Here is a 24,559-nt window from a genome sequence, read left to right on the forward strand (position 1 = left end):
GGCTATACCAAAGCAATAAAACCTTACATTTAGATAGGTTTTTATGCATCTGTAAAAACCTGAAACTGTACGGAATGAGAAAGCTTACTCTAATAACGCTGATAACGGCCGTTGCGTTCTGCTCTGGCTTTGCGTTTAAAACCATACTAACAAGACAAGATCAAAAACCTGTAAAAATGAAAAAAGTAACCGGCATTGGTGGCATCTTTTTCAAGTGCAAAGACCCGAAGAAAGTGAATGAGTGGTATCAAAAGCATCTGGGGTTAAACACAGGCCCCTATGGGGCCAGCTTTGAATGGTATCAGGAGGCTGACAGTACTAAAAAGGCAACCACACAATGGACGCCATTTGAAGAAAAAACCAAATACTTTGAGCCTTCCGGCAAGGACTTCATGATTAACTACCGGGTAGAAAATCTGGAAGCGCTGGTAGAAGAACTTAAAAAAGAAGGAGTGGTAATTGTTGACCAGATTGAAACGTACGACTATGGAAAGTTTGTGCACATTATGGATGTGGAGGGAAACAAGGTAGAGTTGTGGGAGCCGTTGGGGGAGTGAGGGCAGATAGAACAGTTATAAATATCCATATCCCAAAGGGTGTATCGGACTTTACGATACGCCCTTTGGGATTTATGGTATTATCTGACAGATAGTTGCTGTGGTATTTACCATTGGTTTTTACCGTATAAGCGCTTTGGTAAAAGGCAGAAACGACAACGATACATTGAGGTAAGGTGTAGCATTGTTTTTATTGCTGATAAAATAGTCGTTCGATTTCTGATCGATACTGAAGAGGCGGGAGGATACGGTAGTAAACACGCCGGCGCTGATGCCAGCTATCATTTTACGGCTTAATATATGCTCGAAAGTGATGCCGTTTTTTAATTCGAAGGTGGAAAAATTGGTTTCCTGTGGCAGTTGCCAGGGGCTAAGGTTAAGAAAGGCTACAGAGGATGCGATTTCTGTGCCCAGGGTAGCCCAGCATTTGTGGTTAAAGGCCCGGCGTAATACTGCCCGTTGTGGCAGGTCTATAATCAGTTCCAGCTTGCCGGGAAACCGGTGCCAGTAGCTGAACACCGGAATAAAAGGTACGTTAAGCGAAGGATCAATCAGCACTACGCCGCCCACGGCTATAGCGGTAGTGGCTGTGCGTTTAAGGGTAAATACAAAGTTGCCCATTACGCTGAATTTTTGAATGGCGTTTGATTTACCGGTGAGGGCGTTGGCGGTAAGGGAGGTGGATATGGGGAGGCCCAGCAGCGAATCGGTATGTGCCCAGGAAAGGCTGGCACCGTAAGTGTTGGTATGCAAATCCTGGTTAGGGGCTGCTTCCGGTACGGGGCGGTCCAGCAGTTCCCGGTCGGTATAACGTATGTACTGGTGGCTGTAATTCATATTCAGGTTAATCACATTCTTTTTCCAGGCGGCCAGGGGCAGGTTTACCAGTGCCTGGGTGCGGTCGGTAAGCAGTTTGCCAGAGAGTACGCGGTTCTTTTGATAGTCGGTATAGCTGCGGGTGGTGCCTATAAAATCGTTATAAACGATTACCTGGCGCAGAATGGGATAGGTTTTTGCGTACTCGCCTATCATAGCCATTTTAATGGAATCGATCATTTTCTGGCGCATGGCGGCCTGGGGCGTTTGTGCCTGAATGCCTGCGCTTAACAGCAGCAGGGGGAAAACGATACAAGGGACTTTTTTCATGATTGTTGGTTTTGTGCAAGTGAGTAGCAGCGTTGTGTGGCGCAAAGAAACGGGTTGCGCCAGCGGTATAAAGTTTATTAGACCTGATGCCTTCCGTAGCCGATGAAGGGCATGCGCGCATAGATAAAGGAAACTGCCTGGGGTTTATCGGATGATAGTGCGGGCTGGTCTGCCAGTAACCGCCTTTCATCGCCCGGGGGTAGCTTTCTGGCTATAAGCGGTACATTTGACGGATTATTTGTTGCATTATGTTGTTGATTGGCAAGTATACCCGCGTAATTATTCATTTGCTGGCCTGGCAGCTTGTAGCCTTTATAATGATTATACAGCTGCGCCTGATATTAGGCGTACCGCTGCCTATAGAACTTACTTTAAAGCAGGTTGGCCTGTTTATATTGCTGATTGTTTACTACTATGCCAACGAAAAGTTTTTTGTACCCCGGCTGCTGTATAAAGAAAAGTTGCCTGCTTTTATAGCCTTGCACCTGGGTATTATAACCTGCTTTCAGGTACTGGGCAGGGTAGTGGATTTCTTTTTTCATACCAAAGAGAAGATGATTAAGCTGCTGCTGGATACGCAGAAGCTGAAGCTGAATATTGATAGCTGGACCAACCTGGATGCCACACTGCTGTTAACCTCGTTTGTGGTGGCGGGGGTAAGTACCTGTATAGCACTGGTGCAGATATGGCAGAACAACCTGCGGGCAAGCGAGCTGATACGTAAAAAGCAGGTAGATGCAGAACTGGCTTTGCTGAAGGCGCAAATTCATCCGCATTTTTTCTTTAATACACTTAACAACATTTATTCTCTGAGTTTTGATGATATAGATAACTCACGCGCCTCGCTGTATAAGCTGTCGCGCATGATGCGTTATCTGTTGTACGAAACACCCAATAACCAAACCACGCTGAGCCGTGAAATTGAATTTGTACGCGATTATATAGAACTGATGGGGCTGCGTATGACGGAAACCATGCGCATTGAACTGGAAGTGCCGGAACAACTGGTAGAAAAGCCGGTAGCCCCTATGATACTGCTGCCGTTTATTGAGAATGCTTTTAAGCATGGGGTAAGCTCGCTGATGCAGGGGGAGATAATTGTGCGCATAACGCAGCGGGGCAACCACCTGAAGCTGTATGTGCAGAACCATATATTTAAAGACAAAAGTGTTCGTATAGAAGATGGGGGCATTGGATTAACCAATACAGAACGCAGGCTGGAAATGCTGTACCCCGGCCGCCATCAGCTGCGTTATGGCCGTAACGAACAGGATAGTTATATTGTTGAACTGGAATTAGCGCTATGAAAACGTTGAAGTGTATTGCTATTGATGATGAGCCGCTGGCACTGAACCTGGTGTGTAAGTTTATAACACAAACACCGTTTCTGGAGCTGACGGGCAAATATAAAAATGCCATTACGGTATTGCAGGATGCAAAGGTGCTGCAGGAGGCCGATCTGGTGTTTATGGATATTCATATGCCCGACCTGGATGGTATTGAACTGGCAAAGATGATAAAAGCTTTGCAGGGAGATGCAGCACCCAGGCTGGTGTTTACCACGGCGTATAACCAATATGCTATTGAAGGGTATAAGGTAGAGGCGCTGGATTATTTGTTAAAGCCGTTTAGTTACGATGATTTTTTGCGTGTAGCGCTGAAAGCGAAAGCCCAGCTGGAAAAAGCGGTGGTTGCTGCACCGGTGGCAGAGCCGGATTCTATTTTTTTTAAAGTAGAATACCGGTGGATAAAAGTGCTGTTTGCCGAGATATTGTATATAGAAGGGGTGAAGGATTATGTAAAGGTACACCTGGCCAATGGTAAAAATATTATTACCCTCAACTCACTCAAGAACCTGGAAGCCAAACTGCCACCCAATCAGTTTATGCGTTTAAATCGCTCTGCTATTGTTGCGCTGTCTAAAATAACAGCAGTTACAAAAACATCTGTGCAAATACAGGAGCTGGTAATACCGGTAGGTGAGAACTACCGCGAAGCCTTTGCGGCGTTTTTAAAAGACTGGATAGAATAAGGTATCCCGCGCATCATAATTTACATCGTTTTTCCGGTGTGCTTCAATGGCTTTCAGGGCCAGTTGAAACACCAGCTGCTCATTTACAAATCCGCAGGCAACATGAAAAAAAACGAAGCCCCCTGTAGATACAGCGGGCCTTCGTTCTCATTCCTTCCATTCAGGTTAATGAGAAGGTCTTACTACGTCTGGTTCGATAGGGGTGTAGTCTTCTACCATTAGCTCCTCTATCGGTTTTGTTTTCTTTTTGCTGAACCGGGTAATCAGTTTGTCGAAAATGGCATACATAACGGGTACTATAATCAGGGTAAGAAACAGCGAGCTAACCAGGCCACCAATTACAACCCAGGCCAGTCCGTTTTTCCATTCTGCGCCCGCACCTTTGGCTACGGCAATAGGTATCATACCAATTACCATGGCAATGGTAGTCATTAAAATGGGCCGCAGCCTGGCGTGGTTGGCATCTATCAGTGCCTGATAGGTGCTTTCGCCCTCTGCCTTGCGCTGGTTGGTAAAATCTACCAGGATAATGGCGTTTTTAGCTACCAGACCAATCAGCATAATCAAACCCAATATGGTAAAAATGTTAAGCGAGTTATTGGTAAGGCCCAGTGCCAGCAAGGCGCCTATGATGGACAGCGGTATGGAGAACAGTACCACAAACGGATACGCAAAGCTGTTATACAACGCCACCATAATAAGATATACCAGCAGAATGGCCGTTAACAGGGCAATACCGAGTGAGCCGAAGCCTTCGCCCTGGTTTTCCTGATCGCCACCCCATACCACAGATATGCCGGGCGGGGTTTTCATTTTTTCCAGCGCTTCTTTCCATTCCGCAGCAATAGTACCTGTAGGGCGGCCAATGGTTTGCGCCTGTACGGTAATGGAGGCACTTTTATCGCGACGCTCTAACTGGCTGGGGCCGGAGGATTGTTTAATTTCTGCAAACTGAGAGAGGGTTACCTGCTGGTTGCTCTTATTCATAAACACCAGGTTGCCGATGTCGTCTATAGAAGAGCGGTTAAAGCTGCTGAAACGGATATTGATATCATACTCATACTCTCCCGCGCGATATTTACCATCAGTATTACCATTAAAGGCAGTTTGCATGGTGGTACCTACTTCCTGTAACGTTAAGCCCAGCGCAGCCATTTTATCGCGGTTTACCTGTACGGTTATTTCCGGGTTACCGGCTTCTACAGACAGCTTCACTTCTGTAGCACCTTTTATTTTTTTCAGGGCTTCCATGGCGGAACGGGCATAGCCCATGGCGCTATCGGTAGTTGGCCCCATTACCACCAGTGCCAGCGGTGCCTGTTCGGCAGTACCCAATATACTTACTGGTGTGGTTTTTATTTTGGCGTTCACCAGCTCTTTCTGCAATACCGTTTTTATTTTGGCAGCGTAGAGGTACGAATCATCTTTCCGGTCTTTCTTAGGCACCAGTTGCACATTCAACTCTGCTTTATAAGCGGTGGATTGCGTAGAAAAGCTGCCGCTTACCTGGCCTACGGTGGTGATGATTTTGGTAATCTCCGGCTGCTTTTTCAGAAAGGCTTCTGCACGCATGGCAACCTGGTTGGTCTGCTCAATAGGCATATCCTTGGGTAGTTCTATTTCTACTATAAACTCTCCCTTATCGCCTTTGGGAAAGAAATCCGTACCTATATAACCGGCACCCAGCAGATAAAAGGAAGCAATCAACAGTACAAACACCGTTACCAGTGTAATAAGTTTGTGCCTGAGCGACCATTTTAATATATGGGTGATAAAGTGTGTAAACTTATCCAGCCCTTTTTCAAAACTCAGAATAACTTTACCGAAGATGTTTTTACCGGTAATGTGCTCCAATTTACCAAAGCGGGAACTGAGCCACGGTACAATGGTAAAGGAAGATAGTAACGACAGCAATGTGGCAATAACAATTACCAGACAAAACTCCCGCAGAATATCAGATACCAGGCCGGTACTTACAGAGATGGGCAGAAACACTACCACAATTACCAGCGTAATAGCAGAAACGGTAAACCCTATTTCTTTAGTGGCATCGTAAGAGGCGCGTACTTTGTTTTTACCCATTTCCATATGGCGGTAAATGTTTTCCAGTACCACAATAGCATCATCTACCAGAATACCTACCACCAGCGATAAACCCAGCAGCGACATGAGGTTGAGCGAAAAGCCCAGAAACTTCATGCCTATAAACGTGGCAATGAGCGAGCAGGGTATGGATACCATTACAATAAAGGCGTTACGTATACTGTGCAGGAAAAACAGCATTACCACTGCTACCAGTATTACTGCCAGTATAAGATCGTGTATTACGGCATCAGCAGATTCCAGGGTGTAATCAGAACTGTCATTGGCAATGGTCATTTGCAGGTGGTTGCCGGCATATTCCTGTTTTAGTTTTTCAATGGTCTTTTTTACGCCTTCGCTTACGGCTACACCATTGGCATCGCTCTGTTTGCTTATCTGCACCGCAATGGCGCTTTGCTGGTTAATGCGCGCTATTTTTTCTACGTCCTTTTCGCTATCCAGCACCTCTGCTATATCCAGCAGTTTTACAGGTACGCCGTTGGTAGTAGTTACCACCAGCTGTTTCAGTTCTTCTACGTTTTTGTATTTGCCTGATAAGCGGATTAACACATCTTCCTCCCGTGACTTTACGCTACCGGTAGGGAAGTCGAGGTTAGAGCTGAGGATGGCCTGCTGTACCTGGCCTACCGATAAATGATAGGCCTGTAGTTTATTACGATCCAGGTTTACCTGTATTTCACGTTCCTGCCCGCCGATGAGGTTTACCGTGGCCACGCCGTTTACACGCGAAAGGGCGGGGGCTATGCGCTTGTCCATCAGATCGTAAAATTCAGCAGACTCCATATTAGAGGATGCGGAAAGCGTCATAATAGGCAGGTCGTCCAGCGATGCCTTGTTCAGCGAGGGTGGATCAGCATTTTCAGGAAGGTCTTTTAATATTGCATTTACCTTTCGCTGCGCGTCGTTGAGGGCATAGTCTACATCTGTACCCGCATTCATGGTAATGGTAAGTGTGCTGAGGCTTTCAAAAGATTTGCCTTCTATTTTCTTAATGTTTTCCATGGACGATACTGCGTCTTCAATTTTACGCGTTACGGTGTTTTCCACCTCACCGGGCGATGCGCCGGGGTAAGTAGTGGTAACCGTAATAGTGGCCAGGGAAAACTTAGGTAATAACTCGTACGTAAGGGAGGTATAGCTGAGTATGCCGCCCAGTATAAGTATGGTGAACAAAACGACCACCAGCGTTGGCCGTTTGATAGATATTTCTGCCAGTTTCATTTGCTTCTTTTAATCGGTAATCTATTTAACAGGTTGCACTGCGGTACCGTTTGCCAGGTTAATCTGTCCGCTGCTGATGATTAATTCACCTTCCTGTAATCCGTTCAATACTTCTACTTCATTACCCGCCACACGACCGCCGGTTACTTTGCGCAGTTGTGCACGTAAGCTGGTATCTGTTACAAACACCTCACCGCTGTTAATGCTACCTGCAAAGGCTGTACGCGGTATAACCAGTACAGGCGCCTGCTGCGGAAAACTAAATACAGCGCTGCCATACATACCGGCGCGTAACATACTGCCTGCGGCATTGCTTACTTCTATTTCAATAGCGAAGTTTAACGATTCATCTGCCTTGGGGGCAATGAAGGTGATGGTGCCGGTAAATGTTTTATCGGGAAACACGCCTGCGGTTACTTTTACTTTATCGCCGGTTTTAATCATGGCTACCTGGCTTTCTGTTACCGTTGCCTGTAGTTTAAGGCGCGATACATCTACAATATCAAACAACTCGGTACCCGGTGCCAGCACTGCGCCCGGCTCAATAAAACGTTTGTTAATAATACCATCTATAGATGAGCGGATAGAGGCATCGCCTACGGCAATGCGGGCCTGTTTCAGTTTGGTTTCTGCATTCTGCAGATCCAGCGCCGCTTTATCTACCTGCTGCTGTGTAACACCGCCGGTTTGAAAAGCTTTATCGTACCGCTCTTTATCCAGCCTGGCATTGGCATATCCGGCTTCTGCATTCTCCAGCTGTACATGTTGTTCATCTGTTCTTATTACGGCCAGCAGCTGGCCTTTGGTTACATGGCTGCCCTCATCCACCAGTATGCTGGTTACACGGCCTGCTTTTTCTGCGGCAAACTTAATTTCCTTACCGGCGGCAAAAATGCCGTTGGTAGTAAAATCGAACTGTAATGTTTTACGTTTTACCGTATCCAGCCGCACGGCTATAGCGGCCTTGCCCTGCTCTGCCACCAGCTGCGTTTGCTGTTCGTTCTTCTTTTTATTGCCGGTAAGTACCCTGGCAATTACAAACAGGATAACTGCCACGGCTATAACTGTAATGATAATTTTAGTAACCTTGCCCATATCGTTATTTTAATAAATTTTGTAGTTCTCCCTTCGAGGTAATGAGTTGTATTTGCGCCAGTTTATAATCCAGCAACGCATTGGTATAATTGTTCTGCGCTTCGGTAAGCTGGTTGCGTGCATCCAGCAGATCGGTCAGTGGCGCCAGGCCCAGATGGTAGTTGTTCTGCGTATCGTTAAATACGGACTGTGCCAGCTTCTGATTGCTTTCCTGACTGTTTATGGTAAGGATAGCATTGTTTACCTGACTGCGGACGTTTTCAAATGCCAGTTGCAGGTTCAGCGACAGGTCTATAATATCTTCGTGCAGCTTCTTAATATCTACCTCCGCCTGCTTTACTTTGGCCCTGGTGGCGCCGCCGGTGAAGATGGGTACTTTCAGGTTCAGACCTACAGAAGCCACATCAAACCATCCGGGGCTGCTGGCTGTAGCCTTGCTGAAAGGAAACTGATTGGAGAAACGCTGATAGCTATAGTTGCCGGAAAGCGACAGGGTAGGATAGTACGCGGCGGCTACGGCCTTTTTTTGCAGTTTCAGCAGCTCTTCCTGTTTTTTCAGTACCTGATAATCGCTACGGTTGGCAACACTTACAGAGTCCTGTACAGATACGGCTTGTGGTTGCAGCAGTTGCAGTTGTTCCATGGCAATGGCTACCGGCTTTTGCAGCGGCATGCCCATGTAAAACTTCAGCTGGTTTTCTTTCAGGCTGGCTTCGTTTATCTGCTGGCGGCGCTGGCTTTCCAGGTTGTTGAGGTTAACGGTTACACGATCCAGATCTATCCGTTTGGCCAGGCCACTGTTGAACTGCCCCTGAATAACGGTTTGCATGGCAGTGGTGGTTTGTATGTTAGAGTCGGCAACGGCTATTTTTTGTTTCTGTACCAGTAACTGATAATAAGCAGTAGCTACCTGCTGCATTACCTGCTCCTCTGTTTGCTGTTGTACCAGCTGATAGTACATGCGGCTGGCTGCAGCTGCTTTAAGGCCGGTAAAAACCGACTGATCGAACAGGGTTTGCGTGGCAGATACGCCAAAGTTGGCATTCCATTTCTGCCCAAAAGCTATAAGCGTAGATGTGCCGGTAGGCGATAGCTCCGCCGGTAAAGCACTCAGCTGCAATAAGGGGTTATAGGTAACGCTGCCGGTGCCATTGATCTGTGGCAGCGCTTTGGCGCGTGTTTCGCTGATTTTGTATTCGCTGTTTTCCACGTCCAGCCTTGCCTTACGGGCTTTGGCATAGTTCTGCAATGCATATTGCAGCGCAGATTTTAAGGTAAGCGGCTCCGTTTGGGCCATGGCTGAACTGCCGGTGAGCAGCAGGCAAAAAAAGGGCAGCCACTTTTGCCTGGTAAAGAGAAACTTTATTATCATGCCGCAAATGAACAGGTAACAGCATGGGGTGGAAAATATATTAGATGTACCCCGTTTAACAGCCGATATAGCCGGGTTGGTAATAGATGGAAACTTTGGGAATAAGTACTATAATAGAAAAGAGTGGTTTATTATTGCCAGCGATTTGTTCGTAAACAAAACCGAAACCTATGCGTGGCAGGAAGATTTTATTAGTTGTTTTTATTGTAGTGTTTGCAGTGGCGGCTATTTACGCCTGGTATCCTTATTCACCCATGCCTGCCGGAACCCAAATAGATAAGCTGGTGGTACAGAAATCGCAACGTCAATTGCTGGCTTATGAAAAGGGGAAGCTGGTAAAAACCTTTCCAATATCATTAGGGCGCAATCCTATTGGTGCCAAGGAGTTTGAGGGAGATAAGAAAACGCCGGAGGGCACGTATTTCATTTCCGCCAAAAATCCCAACAGTGGTTATCATAAAAACCTTGGGGTATCCTATCCCAATCAGCAGAATCTGGAAAGAGCAAAACAACTGGGCAAGCCTGCCGGTGGTGATATTAAAATACATGCACTGAGAAACTACACTGGTTTTATTGGCAGGTTTCAGCGTTGTTATGACTGGACACTGGGGTGCATAGCTTTAACCAATGCAGAAATAGACGACCTGTATGCGCATACGGCTGTGGGTACTCCTATTATTATTTTACCGTAGCACTAACGGGTTTGTAGTCTGTATTTTTTAACAGTGGTGTTACCGGCGATATCTGTAATCGTTACCGTAAGGCTACGTGCGTCTTCGGGAAAGTGATCATCTTTTTTATAGGTAAAACAGTTGCCTTTCTGATCGAAGGCCAGCCAGTGGCCATCAGCTGTTGCAGTAAAGGAGGCAATTGCCCCCAGGTTATCGGTGCAAGTAAACTGTAGTTTTTCTTCTTCCACAATAGGATTACTTATTACGGGGGCTATAGTATCTGCTACCAGTTGAATAGTGCCTGTTTGGTTGAACTGACCCAGCATATTGTTTTGTTTCCAATTACCTTTTAACGCCATGTTTTCCTTTTTGCCGGAGAGTACCATTACGGTGCGCTGGCGAAGTGTATGGCCCTGTGGCAAGGTGGTAGCAATACATGCCGTAAAGCTGTTATGCACCGGGGCGCAGGGCATTTTCATAATTACGGCAGGCGATACTGCGTTTGTTAGTTTGCTTTTATTTTCTATCAGTTGCAGGGGTACGGCATCGTAAAAAGTATTTTCAGGAATCTGTAGCATGGCATGTTCGCTTTTTACCAGATAGGTACGGGAGGGGTATAAAAGGCGTTCCGCAGGGGAAGCGTTGCTTTGGCTGGCGCTGCCATCGTATTGCATGCGCCATTTTTTCTCAGTGGTATGACCAACCAGATCGCTCACCACTACTTTTATTTCATGCTGCCAGCGATCGCTGAGGTCGATAGTGCCGCCTGAAGTGGATTGACGGGTGTAGGGCAGGCGGTTACCGGGCAATGAAAACAGCAATTGCACCGGACGTTTGCTGTGGAGGGTTTTATTGTAATCGATACAGGCATTTACATACCGGCTGTTTTCGGCTGATAACTGTTGCACGGAAAATGAATACTGCAACACATCGTCTTTATACACCCAGGCTTTATCTATCCCCGTAGTAAAACGGCCTGCGGCATACTGGTCGGAGGCGCTAATGCCTATTCCTATTAAAGGAGTGTTGCAACGGGTAAGTGATTTGCTTACGGGGCGGGCAGAATCTTCATAAATGCTGTTACGGCGGTTGTACCAGTACACCGCTTTTATTATAGGCTTGATGGTGTCCGTTACATGCAGTACATCCAGCAGTGGGTTCAGGCTTTTTCCGGTGGCGGTATTACGCACTTCAAAATGCAGGTGCGGGCCTTCTGAGGTGCCCGTATTGCCGCTGTAGCCAATGCATTGCCCTTTTTTTACCGGAAAGCTGCCTGCGGGTGCATCCAGATTCTGCTGCCAGCACTGGCTTTTGTACTGCAGGGCGGTAATCCATTTACCGGCAGCGCCGTTAAAACGGGAGAGGTGAGCGTACAGCGTAGTTGTGCCATCAGGATGCGTAACCCAAACAGCCTTTCCGTAGCCGTTACTTTGTATACTGATATGGCTGATGTAGCCTTCTTTTACAGTGTATACCGGCAGGCCTTCCCGGCCATTGGTACGTAAGTCGGCACCCATATGAAAATGATCCTTTCTTATTTCCCCAAAGCCGGCAGCCAGTTCTATGGGGCGTTGCAATGGATTATCGCGGTAGCGTCCGCAGCGGATGAGTGGAAAAATGATAAGCGTTACGGCACCAATGGCAAGCACGGGAATAGAGTGGGCGAAGCGTTTTTTCATAACAGAAGTTTTATAACTGCCAAACTATAGCTGCCTGCCTGGCGGGTAAACTGCACTCTGCAAACAGGCTTTTCTTCTCTGCCAACGCCCGGCGGTGAATGGTACCTAAATAGTACATTTGATTTATGAAGAAAAAGGTGCGGCTTCTGTTATCAGGACTGATTGCTTTATATTATCTGATACATATTGCGTACGATTTACCCAACCTGGTAAACGGCCATCCTGGTTTTAAATGGATACCGCTTACCGTTGGGGGATTGATTATCCGGATACTGGATCTGGCCTGTGCTTTTCTGTTTGCTTTTTGGCCCTTCCGGGTGTTGTTGAAAGGGTATCCCGCACGGCGTATAGGAAAAATTCTGTTGCTGATAGCGCTGGGTGTAGTGTTATTGGGTATCGTTCATATCGGCATTATTCGCCTTGCCTGGCGTATGGAGGGCTATACCTTTCGCCTGCGTACCTACTTTCTGAATAACCTTTTTTTTCTGGGGGTGTATTTGTTTTATGGCGTAGTGTTTTACTTTACCGGCTATGCTTATGATAAGGAGGTGGAACAGAAAGAGCTGTTGTTGCAGAACAGGCAGTCTGAACTATCCTTTCTGCGCTCGCAGGTGAACCCGCATTTTTTATTCAACAGCCTGAATAATATCTATTCTCTGGTATATGAAAACCACCCCGGCGCGCTGCCTGCCATAGCCGGTTTATCGCAGTTGATGCGGTATATGTTATATGAGGGTAATGACCGCGTGCCTTTACAGAAAGAACTGGACTATATACAGCAATACATAGCACTACAGGGAATCCGTTTTGATCATCCGATTGTTACACAGGTGCATGTAAGCGGCGAAACGGACCAGGTTGTGATACCGGCCCTGCTGCTGATAGCGTTTGTAGAGAATGCTTTTAAACACGGCGATTTTACCGGGGGAAGCGAAGGCATGGTGATTACCGTATACAGCTCTATACAAAAGTTGCAGTTTTATTGCCGCAACCGGAAAGGACAGGGAGAAAAGGATGCCGGCGGAGGCATTGGCCTGAAGAATGTAAAACGCAGACTGGAATTGTTATACCCCGGTAAACACCTGCTGGAAATAGAAGATAAACCAGAATCGTTCACCATTCACCTGGAACTGACACATGGCTAATGCAATACGTTGTATGGTAATTGACGATGAGCCGCTGGCGGTAAAACTGCTGGCAGATTACATTCGTAAAACTCCGGGGCTGGAGCTGGTGTATTCCACCACCAAAGTACTGGAAGCGCTGCCGGTGTTACAGGAAGGGCAGGTGGATGTATTGTTTCTGGACATACAAATGCCGGAACTGACCGGCCTGCAATTGATAAAAGTGATAGGTAAAGAATGCAAAGTGGTGCTTACGACCGCTTATCAGGAATATGCTTTACAGAGTTATGAATATGATGTGGTGGATTACCTGCTTAAGCCGGTTACGTTTGATCGTTTTGCGCTGGCTGTACAGAAGGTAAGGGCGAGGTTGCAGGAGAGTGCCCCCGTTACTGCTATGCCTTATATTTTTGTGAAGACAGAGTACCGCATTCAGAAGATAGTATTGGCTTCTGTATTGTACATCGAGGCTTTACGGGATTATATTGCTTTTCACACTACGGAAGGAAAAATACTCTCGCTGGAAAGTATGCGCCGTATGGAAGAGGTGTTGCCGGGTCAGCAGTTTATCCGCATTCATAAATCTTATATTATCAACCGCGATAATGTTGATTTTCTGGAGCGGGGTAAGGTAGTGATAAAGGGGCAATATCTGCCGGTGGGAGATACGTATAAGGAGGCGGTACAGCAGTGGATTAAGCCGGTTTAAGCAGTAAGGGCAGTAGATTTGGCAGCTGTTGATACGGTTTCTGGTAGACAGAATGCAGCATCGGCCTCGTCTAGTCAGTCCGGCCTGAATTTAAGGTTGAAGACATATTTCTTGTGGGAAGGGAACGGGCATTAAAGAGCAATTTACTTGTTGATATCAGTTATTAAAAAATAGGTGCATGTTTAATTTATTTTCTTCTATGTTCAAACGTAAGAAAGACTCAATTAAGCTTCTCGGAAGAGCTGGAATGAGTTTCTATGACGGTAACAACGAATATTATCTTGATACCGATAATATCCGTAATGAGGTCGAAGAATTAGACATAGTAATTTATTATTCGGGAACTGGTTTGAGAAATGAAAGTCGGCCTCTTTCAATTGAAGAGAAGATAAGTATTGCTGCCAGAGTAAGGGAGATAATGGAGAGTGGGGGAGCCAGGGTTGGATTTAGGGATTGATGTAGATATTATATCATCTGAGTAATTAATAAAACATACAAAGCCATTCCATATTGGGATGGCTTTGTATGTTTTTGAGGCATGTATTAATTGTTTTTGTTTCCGAAGTAATACAGATCTATGTCTTCCAGCAGTGAAATCTGCGTTGGCTTCCAGCCCAGCTTCTCCATCGTAATAAGCGCTGTAGCAGGCGCATCCAATGAAGCAAAATGGTTAAACCATCCAAAATGGCCTTTAGCTGCTTCCGGCGTAAGAGATTTTACGGGCACCTGTAAGCGTTTACCAATTACTTCCGCAATCTGGCGCATGGGTACCCCTTCATCCTGCACCGCATGGTATCTCGTACCAGGTATAGCCTTTTCTATAGCCAATCTGTACAAACGTGCAGCATCCAGCCTGTGTACTGCGGGCCACAAATTGTTACCTTCTCCGGCATACGCAGCCATCCCTTTGTCGCGTGCAATAGCTATTAGCATGGGAATAAAGCCATGATCGCCTTGTCCATGGGTGGAAGGAGGCAGGCGTACCATCGACACGTTTAATCCTTTTTCCATTAATGCCACAGCTGCTTCCTGCGTGGCAATACGGGGAAATTGAGCGGCGGTAAGCGTAGGATCATCGGCTTCCGTGGCGGCGCGGCCGGGTGTGGCTACCAATGCAGTGCCGGAGGTGATAAGCATAGGGCGGTTGGTGCCTTCCAATGCGCTGCCCAGTGCGGCAATTACATGCCGGTCGTGTTCGCAGCTGGCGGCAAAACGGGTGAAATCGTGGTTGAAGGCGGTGTGTATTACGCCATCGGCAAGGGAAGCGCCCTGTTTCAGGCTTTCCAGATCTTCCAGATTACCATAATGTACATCGGCACCTGCGGCTTTTAATTGTTTAGCTCCTTCTTCTGAGCGGGTAAGGCCCAGTACCTGATGGCCTGCCTGCAATAGCTCATTCACAATGGCGGAACCGACAAAGCCGGTAGCGCCTGTAACAAATACGCGCATATAGTAGTATTTAGGTTTTGTGCTGTTTTGCAGTACAAAATTGCGCCGGAAGGGGTGGGCGAAACAAGGTCATTTGACACAATTTTACACGGTCGTTTGCCCTTGTTTTGCGGGAAGGGGCTTGTTTGGTTACATTTGTTACTGCATGGCGGATAATTTTGAAACTTATATTATACAGGCTGCAGGGGTTACGGAAGAGGAGGCGAAACTGATAGTATCGCAAGGTATCCGTAAAAGAGTGCGCAGACGGCAGATATTGCTGCATGAGGGAGAAGTGTGCAGGCATAAGATATTTATTGAACGGGGACTGCTGCGCAGCTATCTGCTGAAAAACGATGGTGCAGAGTATATTATGCGTTTTGCAGCGGAAAGCTCCTGGCTGATTGACCCCGAAAGCTACCACAGCGGACTGCCTACCAAATACAACGTGGATGCACTGGAAGATTGCGATGTGCTGCTATGGACACGTGATGCCATGAACCGGCTGAGTGAGGAGATTCCGGCATTGAAGGCTTATTCCGATCAGTTGAAAACCAACACGCTTACCGCCAGTATGGGGCGTATTATGATGAATATCAGCGGTACTTCTGAAGAAAAGTATCAGGAATTTGTAAACACTTACCCGGATGTGTTTAACCGCGTGCCATTGCACATGGTAGCCTCTTACCTGGGCGTATCCAGAGAAACGTTAAGCCGCATCCGGCACACCCAAATGAGGCAGCTGAAAGGCCAGGGCTGATAGCCGGTAGCGCAGGGTGTTGCCTGCCACGTGCCACTTGTTCTTATCAGCGGCCAGGATAGATAACTTCATCTTCATAGTTTCTCTGTAGGGGTGTTGCACATGTAGGAGTGGAGGAGTCTTAAAGAAAACAGGAAATTTACTTTAACATCTTATCAATCAGTAATAAATTAGCTATTACTATGATACAAATACCTGATTCCGTACAACAATTTATTGAAGCCGCTATAGTGGTGGAGGATATCTGCCTTCCTTTTCATTATCCCAAAGTGGATGAACTGGAGGCTTTTCAAAGCGGCTACCGCTACCACGGTGTTACCCTGGAAAATCTTGTTGCTGACAAGGCAGGTGCCTGGCAACCGGGTTGGTATGTGGTAGCGCAGAATGGTATGGATGATCCGTTTATAGTTGATTTTTCTGATGCAGCACAGGGCTTTCCGGTTTATTATGCTGCCCATGGTACGGGCAGGTGGGATGTGGTGCAGATATCGGATAATCTTGCTATGTTTAGTAGCCTGCTTACAGCGCTGAAGGCACGCTATACCAACAAAGAAGAAACCCTGCAATATCTGCAGGCGCATACTGATAAGCAGAATGTGCTGTGGCAGGAAGTGTATGATAATGTGCTTAACCGGGATGATACGCCTATAGAACCCGTAGATATGACGGAATGGATATGGGGAGAAGTAGTGATAACGGAGGTTGGCGCGCAGAAGATGAAAGTGGTACATTACTTAAAAGACATTTTTAAACTAACTCCGCAGGAAGCATTGGCAATGGTAAAGCAGCCGGAAATAACCGTAAAGCATGGTGTACTGCTGCATTTGAAGCGGGTGGTGCGGCAGCTGGAAAGCATAGGTGCTACAGCGGTGTTTAGGGCAGATGAAGTGCAGCCGTGAGTCATGTAACCGGTTGCATACTATTGTTGCAGGATGGCACAGGACAGGCACGTGCGCGATTCTCTATAACATCGCATACCGGACCTGCTATATGATTGATATGAAGAACTGTCCGGCTTACTTGTAAACGAATTCTGACTTGCCGTTTAATCAGCTATATGAAGAGCAGGAATTGCTTGTGCGTATTACCCATGGTAATGAGCGGGCGTTTCACGACCTGTACCAGCACTATTTTCCCAAAGTATATGCTATGTGTGTAAGCTATGCGCCCGATGTGGCTGTGGCGCAGGATGTGGTGCAGGAAACATTTACCCGTGTATGGCTGAACCGGCATAAGTTAACTGAGGTGGAACACTTTGAAGCCTGGCTGATTACCATTACCCGCAACCTGCTGATTACTGAACTGCGCAAAGCGTTTCCGCCGGGCTGGCAGCCGGAAGAGGTTAAAAGTATTGACTCACACGATGTAGTGAATTACCGCGAACTGGAAAAGCTGCTGGATGGGGCCGTTGCTGCTTTAAGCAAGCGCCAGCAGGAAGTATACCGCCTGAGCAGGGTGGAAGGGTATTCGCACAAAGAAATTGCCCGGTCGCTGGGTATATCGGTTGATATGAGCCGCGAGCACCTGAGCAAAGCGTTGCACCATATACGGCATTTTCTGCGGCAGCAATACGGGCAGTCAGGTATGCTGCTATCGCTGCTTTTCTTTTGCTAAGATTTTTTTCCTCTTACACCCCCACATTTTCCCCGTTCCTTCGTCTTCTGTATACCACACACTACACGAATGGACTTTAAGCAATTACTGGATGATTACCGGAAGGGTAAAATGGACGCTGCGCAGCGTGCTGCTTTTGAACAACTGCTGCACAGCAGCGAGCGCGAAAGCGAGTTGCAACAGCTGCTGCAGGAGGGGTATGAACAAACTGAGCCGGTACAGGCGCAGGAGGCACAGGCATTTATTTATGCGCGCATTAAAGCGCAGATGATGGACGGCGCTACCAATCAGCAACCGGTAGAGCACCAGCAAAGCAAGCCTGTTGCAGCAATGCGTTGGTGGCGCTATGCGGCTGCAGTGATATTGATATGCGGGGTAGCTACCCTGTTTTACCGCAGTAAGCCGGATATACAAAAGTCTGTAGCCGAACAGCATCCCGCCGCTGATATATTACCGGGCCACGATGGGGCAGTACTTACCCTGGCTAACGGTAAAAAGATAGTGCTGGATAGTATGGGTAACACCGTAGTGGCGCAGCAGAATGGTGCGGAAGTGGTGCTGAAAGATGGATTGCTGGCGTATGAACATACAGAAGAAGAAAGCAAAGAGATAGCCTATAATACCATGACCACCCCACGCGGCAGACAGTTTCAGTTACAGCTGCCCGATGGTACCCGTGTATGGTTGAATGCGGCCAGCTCTATCACCTACCCCACACGCTTTACCGGTAAAGAACGAAAGGTAGAGATACACGGGGAAGCCTATTTTGAAGTAACCACTAACACACAAATGCCCTTTCGGGTAGCTACCAGCCGGGAGGCTGTGGTAGAGGTACTGGGTACCAGCTTTAATATTCATGCGTATGATGATGAAGCTGCTATGCAAACCACTTTGCTTAATGGTGCGGTAAAAGTGCATGTGGGCGGGCAGGCGCAGTTGCTGAAGCCCGGACAACAGGCAGTACTGAACGCGGGTAATACGTTAAGTGTAGCCCATGCGGTAAATCTGGAGCAGGTAATGGCATGGAAAAACGGACTGTTCAATTTTGATGGGTATGACCTGAAAGCGGTAATGCGTGAGATAGGCCGCTGGTACGATCTGGATATTGTATATGAAACAGAGCCTGTGCAGGAAGAAATGATGGGTGAGATACAGCGCACCCTGAAACTGAGCCAGGTAATGAAAATTTTGCAAAGGATACATGTGCATTACCGGGTAAGCGGTAATCAGCTGATTATAACCAAATAACTGTTAACTGTATTATGAAGCTCACACTATTACTATCGATTGCTGCCTGCATGGGTATAACCACAGGGTTTTCCCAGTCTGTAACCTATTCTTCTAAAAACGCTTCGGTAGAAGATATCATCTCTACCGTAAAGCAGCAGGCTGGCTATGTTTTCTTTTATAAAAAAAAGACGTTGAAAGATGCCCGGCGTGTAAGCATTGCGGCGGATCATGTACCGGTGCGCGATTTTTTAACCCTTGCCTTTAAGGAGCAGCCCTTTACCTGGTCTATTGAAGACCAGACAGTGGTGCTGGAAAACCCTGCTGCTGATGCCTCTGCCACTGTTGCCAAAGCAGCGGCGGCGGCCGTGCAGGGGCCACTGAAGGTTCGCGTAGCTGATTCAACCGGTAAGCCTATGCCTGGCGCATCGGTTGCGGTAAAGAAAACCGGTAAGTCTTTTTTAACCAATGCAGAAGGCGTTGTTACGCTGGGTGCTGGTACTGGTGATGTGCTGGTAATAACGTATATAGGGTACGATCAGCAGGAGATAACTGTTACTGCGGACCTTTTGCAACGGAACACACTGGAAGTGCATTTGCTTCAGAAATCTTCTGTGCTCAATGATGTAATTGTGGTAGGCTATGGTACACAGCGCAGGAGCGATGTAACCGGTTCGCTTACCCGTATTACCGCCGCCACTATACAGGAAAGGCCGGTAACCAATCTGGCGCAGGCCTTACAGGGCAAGGCCCCGGGTATGAATGTGGCTACCAATATCAGGCCTGGTGAAGTACCTGCCATCCGTATACGCGGTACGCGCTCTGCCAATGCTTCTAACGATCCTTTATATGTGGTGGATGGTGTGCCTATTGTATCGGCACTGGGGGTAAGCTCCTTTTCTATCAATGATCTTAACCCGAACGATATTGCTTCCGTAGAAGTATTAAAAGATGCTTCTGCTACGGCCATCTACGGATCCAGAGGGGCAAATGGGGTAATACTGGTGACTACCAAAAAAGCCACCAAAGGCCGGGTATCGCTAAACCTGAATTCTACTGTTTCTGTTGATAGTTATCATCAGCTGACCGATCGTATGAATGCGGGGGAGTATATTGACCAGTTGCGTTACGCCCTTATTAATGGCAGGCGTTACCAGCCTGGCAACCCTACAGACCTTACGGTGGCACCCAAAGCCTGGTATGCCGATCCGCATCTGGATAGCCTTAACTTTTCAGCTTCCGGTGTTACCGACAACTTTAGCGAGCTGCTGGCTGCTACTATGAAGGGCTATGAATGGAACCCGAATGGCACGGTGCGTACGCGTGCCACCACAGCAGAAGAAAAAGCGCTGGGCTGGCCCGATCAGATACCCGTATATAACTCCGGCCGCATACCCACTTTTGACTGGCTGGATGCAGCTACCCGCAGAGGTATTACACACAACTACCAGATAGCTTTATCGTCAGGTACAGAAGCTACCCGTTTGTATATGTCGCTTGGCTATAACAAACAGCAGGGCGTACAGAAAGATCAGGATTTTGAACGCTTTACACTGAACCTGAATGGGGATATTACGGCACTGAAATGGTTTACTTTAGGTGCTTCGCTGATTGCATCGCTGAATAAACAGAACTTTGGTGTAAATGCTAACCAGAGCAATAGCGGCCCGAAAGACCTGTACGGACGTGCTTACAGCATGCTCCCCTGGGCGTTTCCTACGGATAGTATGGGTGCCTTTATCCGCAACCCCGGTGGTGGCCTCTCTGTATGGAACCCGCTGATTGATATTAATCAGGCATTGAATGAAAGGCGTTCATCCTCTATCATGGCCAACCTGTATAGTGAAATCAGGTTTACTCCCTGGCTGAAGTACCGGATAAACTTTGGGGCACAGATGCGCAACTTCCGTAATGGCAGCTGGACAGGCCCTACCGTTACTCCTTACCTGAGTGCCAAAGCCAATACAGCCGGTTATGCACGGGACGAGAACTTCTCCTGGGTGGTAGAAAACCTGTTGTACTTTGATAAAACGTTTGCCGGTAAACACAACATAGGTGTTACGCTGTTACAATCATCTCAGAAAAGCAGAAGAGAAAACACCAGCACCAGTGTGGGTGGTGTAGCTATACCACTGAGCCACTGGTACGATCTGGGTTCTAATACACAGGGTAACCCCGGCATAGGTACAGGCTTTACGCAGAACACCCTCAGCTCTTACATGGCCCGTGTAAACTATGGGCTGCTGAATAAATACCTGCTTACTGCCTCTGGTCGTTTTGATGGTTCTTCTGTATTATCGCCCGCTAATAAATGGGAGTTCTTTCCATCGTTTGCACTGGCGTGGAAAATGCAGGAAGAAAAGTTCCTGAGTCATATAGACTGGATTAACGAACTGAAACCCCGGATTGGTTACGGCGTAACCGGTAACTCTTCCGTAGGCCCATACACCACTACGGGGCCGTTAACGCGCAGTAACTATGCGTGGGGCAATGCACCGGCTATCGGCTTTATGCCCTCTTCTGTAAAAAATCCCGATCTGAGCTGGGAGAAAACAGCACAGCTGAACCTGGGGGTAGACTTCTCTTTACTCAGCAACCGCATTTCCGGCTCACTGGAATACTATGTGCAAAACACGTCTGACCTGCTGTTTAGCCGGGGGCTGCCGGCGGTATCGGGTTATGTAACCAAAGTAATGAACATAGGCCAATCCAGAAACCGTGGTGTGGAGATATCTATTAATACCGTGAATATTAAAACCAAAGACTTCAGCTGGACAACCGATTTAAACTGGAGCCGCAACAAAGAAGAGATTGTTGAATTGCTGAATGGCAAGCAGGACATTTTGGCTTCCCGTTTGTTTATCGGTCAGCCCTGGCAGGTGTTTTATCAGTTGCAGGATGCGGGCATCTGGGGCAGCGATAGCAAAGAGCTGGAAGAGATGGCGAAGTTTAAAACCATTGGTGGGTTAGACTTTAAGCCCGGTACAGTGAAAGTGGTAGACCAGAACGGCGATTATAAAATAAGTGCAGAAGATTATGTGTTGCGTGGCAACCCGCGCCCCAGATGGTATGGTGGTATTACCAACACGTTTACCTATAAAGGTTTTAGCCTGAGTTCGTTTATGTATGTACGCGTGGGGCAAACGTACTTTGGCGGTGTGCCGGGTGTGTTTGGCCGAAATGAAAAAGATGTATGGAGCTTTAACAACCAAAGCGGCCGCTGGCCTTTACCGGTGCTGGGCGCTACAGGTATTACCAACATTACTGCTGCCAAACAGTACAATGATGGCTCTTTTGCGGTAGTGCGCAATATATCGCTTACGTACGACCTGCCGGTAAAACTCATCAGCCGTGCTAAGATTAAAAATGTGCAGCTGAATGTGCAGGTGCTGAACCCCTTTCTGTTTGGCGGAGATGTGGTAAAGATGGGTATTAACCCGGATGATGAAACCAACTGGAGCGATCAGTCGCAGCCGGATAGCTTTACTACCAACCCATCCGGTGGCATGAACAACAATACCATACTGCCACGCAGCTGGGTGTTTGGATTACGTGTGGCCCTTTAATTACTAACTATCAGAGACGAAACATATGAAAAGATATTCACTGATACTGCTGGTGCTGATAACTGCCAGCCTCGGCTCCTGCAAAAAATTTCTGGATGAAAAACAGGTAGCCAACCTTACGCAGGATTACTACAATACAGAAGAGGGCTTAAATGCACTGATTACTGGTTTATATGGTTATGCCCGTATAAAACATGAGTGGGATGCCAGCGGCGTACGCCTTACGCAAACAGAAACCGATGCGTATATGCATTCTGATGCAACTTACTCTACCTACACCGCTGCGCGCTACGGCTCTAACGTAAGCACCATTGCCACTAACGTTGCCAATTATATAGGCGCGCCTAACAACGGTGCGCCACCTATGGGTGCTTACCCGCATATTAACAACTGTAACATTGCACTGGAAGTAATAGAGGGGTTGAAGCCCGGCCGCTTTGGTACCGATGAAAACTATCGCCTGCAGCGCCGGGGGGAGATATTGTTTCTGCGTGCCTGGGCCTATTATCTGGTAACCAATCAGCTGGGTGATGTGCCTTTGCAACTAACAGCCAGAAGGGAAGACAATGGTGTATACTACTTTCCTAAAGCCAAACTGCCGGATGTGTTCCGCCAGATAATAGGGGATGTGCGTGAGGCGTATGCTGCTTTACCTGTTACAGTAACAGAACGTGGCCGTGTAAGCAAACTGGCAGCGGGTAATCTGCTGGCCAAGTTGTATCTGAACCGTGCACAGGCGGCTGCTTTTGAAAACAGTACTGAAGCGCATTTGAAGATGCTGTATAAAGGTAATGTAAGTACCGATCTGGACTCTGCTATACTGGTAGCTACGGAAGTAATTACCGCTGCCGGTGGTGCAGGCGGACTGGCTCCTGATTACTGGACACTGTTTGACCCTAAAGTATCAGAAACCAACCCCAGCCGGGAAGTGCTGTGGGCCTGCCAGTTTGATGTAAACCTTTCTTTACATAACCGCTTTGGCAACCGCAGTGTAAACTACCACGTGGGTAACTATACAGGCGGTACCGGTGTTTCCCGCTCTATGGCGTATGGCCGCCCGTTTGGTACGTTAAAGCCTACCGATTATGGGTATGATGTGTTTACCGATAAGGTAAACGATTCCCGCTATTATAAAACCTTTCAGTACGAATATATCAGCAATGCTACAGGCTCTTACCCCTGGAGTGCAGATGCTGCTGCGTGGTGGAATGCCAACAAACCTGCTACAGAGCCTGCTGTTACGGTAGGCGCACCACGCGCTACACCGGGCAGGCGCGCGTTGATTTATCTGGAAAACCAGCCGGCCGAAGCTGTGGATTCTGCCAGAGCTATGAGCCAGCCTTACCAGTTTGTGGTACGCTGGATAAAAAGCGCTACCACAGGCAGGCTGTATTACCGCCTAAATTACAGCCAGGTATCTATGGGGCTTACCACAGGGGTAAACTGGCCGTACCTGTCTGTAAAAAAGTTTGTAGACCCTTTACGTGGCGGTAGTGCTGATGAAAGCAATTTTGACAATGAGCAAGGTACGCGTGATGGTATACTGATGCGCCTGGCTGAAACCTTTCTGATACGTGCAGAGGCTTATGGCCGCAAAGGTCAGTACGCCAACGCGCTGGCAGATATTAACGTGCTGCGCCAGCGCGCGGCCTGGAAAGCAGGTGAAAACCGCCCCGGTGTACTGGTGGAGTGGGAGCCCGGTGCCACCGCACTTACTGCTGCTGAAAAAGTAGCACCATACCCTGCCAGCGGCAGCTCTTACAATACCATACAGGCTACAGAAGCCCATTTTACACCCGGTACACCACAGGCCGCTGCTGAGCGTTATATACCCACGGCGAGTGGCAAACAGGATATGTTTATTCACTTCATTTATAATGAGAAAACGCGCGAATTTCTGGCAGAAGGTGTACTGTGGGAAGACCTGCACAATGCAGGCATTCTGTTCGATCGTATACAGTACCTGAACCAGCTGGCCTCTTCTCAGGCAGGCTTATGGCCGGTAGCCTACAATACCGTAGCAGGCAACGGCCAGAACGGAAATGGTAAAGGCCAGATGCGCAAGGAATATACCTTCCGCCCATGGCCCAGTGATTTTCTGCAACAGCTTACCGATGTGAATGGTAAGCCGCTGGACGCAGAAACAATGAAAAACTACCAGAACCCTGGATACTAATAGTTCTCATTTAGCAATCGTTTACGAGCAACGCCACCTTATTCCTGAGGCGGCGTTTTTTGTTGTGGTATGCCCTTTG

Annotated in this window: 19 protein-coding genes; 13 read left to right on the forward strand and 6 right to left on the reverse strand. The window is 47.6% G+C overall.

Going from position 1 to position 24,559, the window contains the following annotated elements; genetic code table 11:
* Positions 1–176 precede the first annotated feature (176 nt).
* Positions 177–557 carry a VOC family protein gene (locus IEY13_RS14220; RefSeq protein ID WP_188953208.1) on the forward strand — a complete coding sequence of 127 codons (381 nt, stop codon included), beginning with the start codon at positions 177–179 and terminating at the stop codon, positions 555–557.
* Positions 558–677: 120 nt separating this feature from the next.
* Here the strand turns inward: IEY13_RS14220 and IEY13_RS14225 are convergent, their stop codons facing one another.
* Complete coding sequence (locus tag IEY13_RS14225) at positions 678–1,703, reverse strand: porin family protein (RefSeq protein WP_188953210.1); 1,026 nt, start codon at positions 1,701–1,703, stop codon at positions 678–680.
* Positions 1,704–1,951: 248 nt separating this feature from the next.
* Between IEY13_RS14225 and IEY13_RS14230 the strand changes: the two genes are divergently transcribed.
* A complete protein-coding gene (locus IEY13_RS14230) occupies positions 1,952–3,010 on the forward strand; it encodes a sensor histidine kinase (RefSeq protein ID WP_188953212.1) in 1,059 nt (352 codons plus the stop codon).
* Positions 3,007–3,735 carry a LytR/AlgR family response regulator transcription factor gene (locus tag IEY13_RS14235; RefSeq protein WP_188953214.1) on the forward strand — a complete coding sequence of 243 codons (729 nt, stop codon included), beginning with the start codon at positions 3,007–3,009 and terminating at the stop codon, positions 3,733–3,735. Before IEY13_RS14230 ends, IEY13_RS14235 begins: the two co-directional genes overlap by 4 nt.
* Positions 3,736–3,900: 165 nt before the next feature.
* Here the strand turns inward: IEY13_RS14235 and IEY13_RS14240 are convergent, their stop codons facing one another.
* The 3 genes from IEY13_RS14240 to IEY13_RS14250 are packed head-to-tail and all read right to left on the reverse strand — an operon-like array spanning position 3,901 to position 9,526.
* A complete protein-coding gene (locus IEY13_RS14240) occupies positions 3,901–7,059 on the reverse strand; it encodes an efflux RND transporter permease subunit (protein ID WP_188953216.1) in 3,159 nt (1,052 codons plus the stop codon).
* A 21-nt stretch (positions 7,060–7,080) separates the two neighbouring features.
* Positions 7,081–8,154: an efflux RND transporter periplasmic adaptor subunit gene (locus IEY13_RS14245; RefSeq protein ID WP_188953218.1), complete on the reverse strand. Its 1,074-nt coding sequence runs from the start codon at positions 8,152–8,154 to the stop codon at positions 7,081–7,083.
* Between the two features lie 4 nt (positions 8,155–8,158).
* Positions 8,159–9,526: a TolC family protein gene (locus tag IEY13_RS14250; protein ID WP_188953220.1), complete on the reverse strand. Its 1,368-nt coding sequence runs from the start codon at positions 9,524–9,526 to the stop codon at positions 8,159–8,161.
* Between the two features lie 170 nt (positions 9,527–9,696).
* On the opposite strand from IEY13_RS14250, the gene IEY13_RS14255 reads away from it, so the two are divergent.
* The gene (locus tag IEY13_RS14255; RefSeq protein WP_188953222.1) at positions 9,697–10,218 is read left to right on the forward strand and encodes a L,D-transpeptidase family protein; all 522 of its coding nucleotides are present in this window, start codon (positions 9,697–9,699) and stop codon (positions 10,216–10,218) included.
* Between the two features lie 2 nt (positions 10,219–10,220).
* Here the strand turns inward: IEY13_RS14255 and IEY13_RS30355 are convergent, their stop codons facing one another.
* On the reverse strand, positions 10,221–11,876 hold the full coding sequence (locus IEY13_RS30355; RefSeq protein WP_188953224.1) for a M23 family metallopeptidase: 1,656 nt from the start codon (positions 11,874–11,876) through the stop codon (positions 10,221–10,223).
* Between the two features lie 125 nt (positions 11,877–12,001).
* Here IEY13_RS30355 and IEY13_RS14265 point away from each other — a divergent pair, with 125 nt between their 5' ends.
* The 3 genes from IEY13_RS14265 (at position 12,002) to IEY13_RS14275 (ending at position 14,166) form a co-directional block, all read left to right on the forward strand.
* The gene (locus tag IEY13_RS14265) at positions 12,002–13,021 is read left to right on the forward strand and encodes a sensor histidine kinase (protein WP_188953226.1); all 1,020 of its coding nucleotides are present in this window, start codon (positions 12,002–12,004) and stop codon (positions 13,019–13,021) included.
* Positions 13,014–13,709 carry a LytR/AlgR family response regulator transcription factor gene (locus tag IEY13_RS14270; RefSeq protein WP_188953228.1) on the forward strand — a complete coding sequence of 232 codons (696 nt, stop codon included), beginning with the start codon at positions 13,014–13,016 and terminating at the stop codon, positions 13,707–13,709. The genes IEY13_RS14265 and IEY13_RS14270 overlap by 8 nt, the downstream gene beginning before the upstream one ends.
* A 178-nt stretch (positions 13,710–13,887) precedes the next feature.
* On the forward strand, positions 13,888–14,166 hold the full coding sequence (locus IEY13_RS14275; protein WP_188953230.1) for a hypothetical protein: 279 nt from the start codon (positions 13,888–13,890) through the stop codon (positions 14,164–14,166).
* Between the two features lie 86 nt (positions 14,167–14,252).
* Here the strand turns inward: IEY13_RS14275 and IEY13_RS14280 are convergent, their stop codons facing one another.
* Positions 14,253–15,158, reverse strand: a complete 906-nt coding sequence (locus tag IEY13_RS14280) for an SDR family oxidoreductase (RefSeq protein WP_188953232.1) — start codon at positions 15,156–15,158, stop codon at positions 14,253–14,255.
* Between the two features lie 145 nt (positions 15,159–15,303).
* Here IEY13_RS14280 and IEY13_RS14285 point away from each other — a divergent pair, with 145 nt between their 5' ends.
* The 6 genes from IEY13_RS14285 to IEY13_RS14310 all read left to right on the forward strand — a co-directional run bounded on the left by IEY13_RS14285 (position 15,304) and on the right by IEY13_RS14310 (position 24,480).
* Positions 15,304–15,897: a Crp/Fnr family transcriptional regulator gene (locus IEY13_RS14285; RefSeq protein ID WP_188953234.1), complete on the forward strand. Its 594-nt coding sequence runs from the start codon at positions 15,304–15,306 to the stop codon at positions 15,895–15,897.
* A gap of 182 nt (positions 15,898–16,079) precedes the next feature.
* Positions 16,080–16,796: an SMI1/KNR4 family protein gene (locus tag IEY13_RS14290; RefSeq protein ID WP_188953236.1), complete on the forward strand. Its 717-nt coding sequence runs from the start codon at positions 16,080–16,082 to the stop codon at positions 16,794–16,796.
* A 139-nt stretch (positions 16,797–16,935) separates the two neighbouring features.
* Positions 16,936–17,511, forward strand: coding sequence for an RNA polymerase sigma factor (locus tag IEY13_RS14295; protein WP_188953238.1), 576 nt, complete (start codon positions 16,936–16,938; stop codon positions 17,509–17,511).
* Positions 17,512–17,580: 69 nt separating this feature from the next.
* On the forward strand, positions 17,581–18,759 hold the full coding sequence (locus IEY13_RS14300; RefSeq protein WP_188953240.1) for a FecR family protein: 1,179 nt from the start codon (positions 17,581–17,583) through the stop codon (positions 18,757–18,759).
* A gap of 14 nt (positions 18,760–18,773) precedes the next feature.
* Positions 18,774–22,304, forward strand: a complete 3,531-nt coding sequence (locus IEY13_RS14305) for a SusC/RagA family TonB-linked outer membrane protein (RefSeq protein ID WP_188953242.1) — start codon at positions 18,774–18,776, stop codon at positions 22,302–22,304.
* Positions 22,305–22,329: 25 nt separating this feature from the next.
* Entirely contained in the window at positions 22,330–24,480 is a 2,151-nt protein-coding gene (locus IEY13_RS14310) for a RagB/SusD family nutrient uptake outer membrane protein (protein ID WP_188953244.1), read from the forward strand.
* Positions 24,481–24,559 lie beyond the last annotated feature (79 nt).

Source organism: Filimonas zeae, from assembly GCF_014641615.1.
Lineage (GTDB): Bacteria > Bacteroidota > Bacteroidia > Chitinophagales > Chitinophagaceae > Filimonas > Filimonas zeae.

Coding starts and splice junctions, on each gene's coding strand:
- IEY13_RS14220 (WP_188953208.1), top strand. CDS start 177: ATGAAAAAAGTAACCGGCATTGGTGGCATCTTTTTCAAGTGCAAAGAC.
- IEY13_RS14225 (WP_188953210.1), bottom strand. CDS start 1,703: ATGAAAAAAGTCCCTTGTATCGTTTTCCCCCTGCTGCTGTTAAGCGCA.
- IEY13_RS14230 (WP_188953212.1), top strand. CDS start 1,952: ATGTTGTTGATTGGCAAGTATACCCGCGTAATTATTCATTTGCTGGCC.
- IEY13_RS14235 (WP_188953214.1), top strand. CDS start 3,007: ATGAAAACGTTGAAGTGTATTGCTATTGATGATGAGCCGCTGGCACTG.
- IEY13_RS14240 (WP_188953216.1), bottom strand. CDS start 7,059: ATGAAACTGGCAGAAATATCTATCAAACGGCCAACGCTGGTGGTCGTT.
- IEY13_RS14245 (WP_188953218.1), bottom strand. CDS start 8,154: ATGGGCAAGGTTACTAAAATTATCATTACAGTTATAGCCGTGGCAGTT.
- IEY13_RS14250 (WP_188953220.1), bottom strand. CDS start 9,526: ATGATAATAAAGTTTCTCTTTACCAGGCAAAAGTGGCTGCCCTTTTTT.
- IEY13_RS14255 (WP_188953222.1), top strand. CDS start 9,697: ATGCGTGGCAGGAAGATTTTATTAGTTGTTTTTATTGTAGTGTTTGCA.
- IEY13_RS30355 (WP_188953224.1), bottom strand. CDS start 11,876: ATGAAAAAACGCTTCGCCCACTCTATTCCCGTGCTTGCCATTGGTGCC.
- IEY13_RS14265 (WP_188953226.1), top strand. CDS start 12,002: ATGAAGAAAAAGGTGCGGCTTCTGTTATCAGGACTGATTGCTTTATAT.
- IEY13_RS14270 (WP_188953228.1), top strand. CDS start 13,014: ATGGCTAATGCAATACGTTGTATGGTAATTGACGATGAGCCGCTGGCG.
- IEY13_RS14275 (WP_188953230.1), top strand. CDS start 13,888: ATGTTTAATTTATTTTCTTCTATGTTCAAACGTAAGAAAGACTCAATT.
- IEY13_RS14280 (WP_188953232.1), bottom strand. CDS start 15,158: ATGCGCGTATTTGTTACAGGCGCTACCGGCTTTGTCGGTTCCGCCATT.
- IEY13_RS14285 (WP_188953234.1), top strand. CDS start 15,304: ATGGCGGATAATTTTGAAACTTATATTATACAGGCTGCAGGGGTTACG.
- IEY13_RS14290 (WP_188953236.1), top strand. CDS start 16,080: ATGATACAAATACCTGATTCCGTACAACAATTTATTGAAGCCGCTATA.
- IEY13_RS14300 (WP_188953240.1), top strand. CDS start 17,581: ATGGACTTTAAGCAATTACTGGATGATTACCGGAAGGGTAAAATGGAC.
- IEY13_RS14305 (WP_188953242.1), top strand. CDS start 18,774: ATGAAGCTCACACTATTACTATCGATTGCTGCCTGCATGGGTATAACC.
- IEY13_RS14310 (WP_188953244.1), top strand. CDS start 22,330: ATGAAAAGATATTCACTGATACTGCTGGTGCTGATAACTGCCAGCCTC.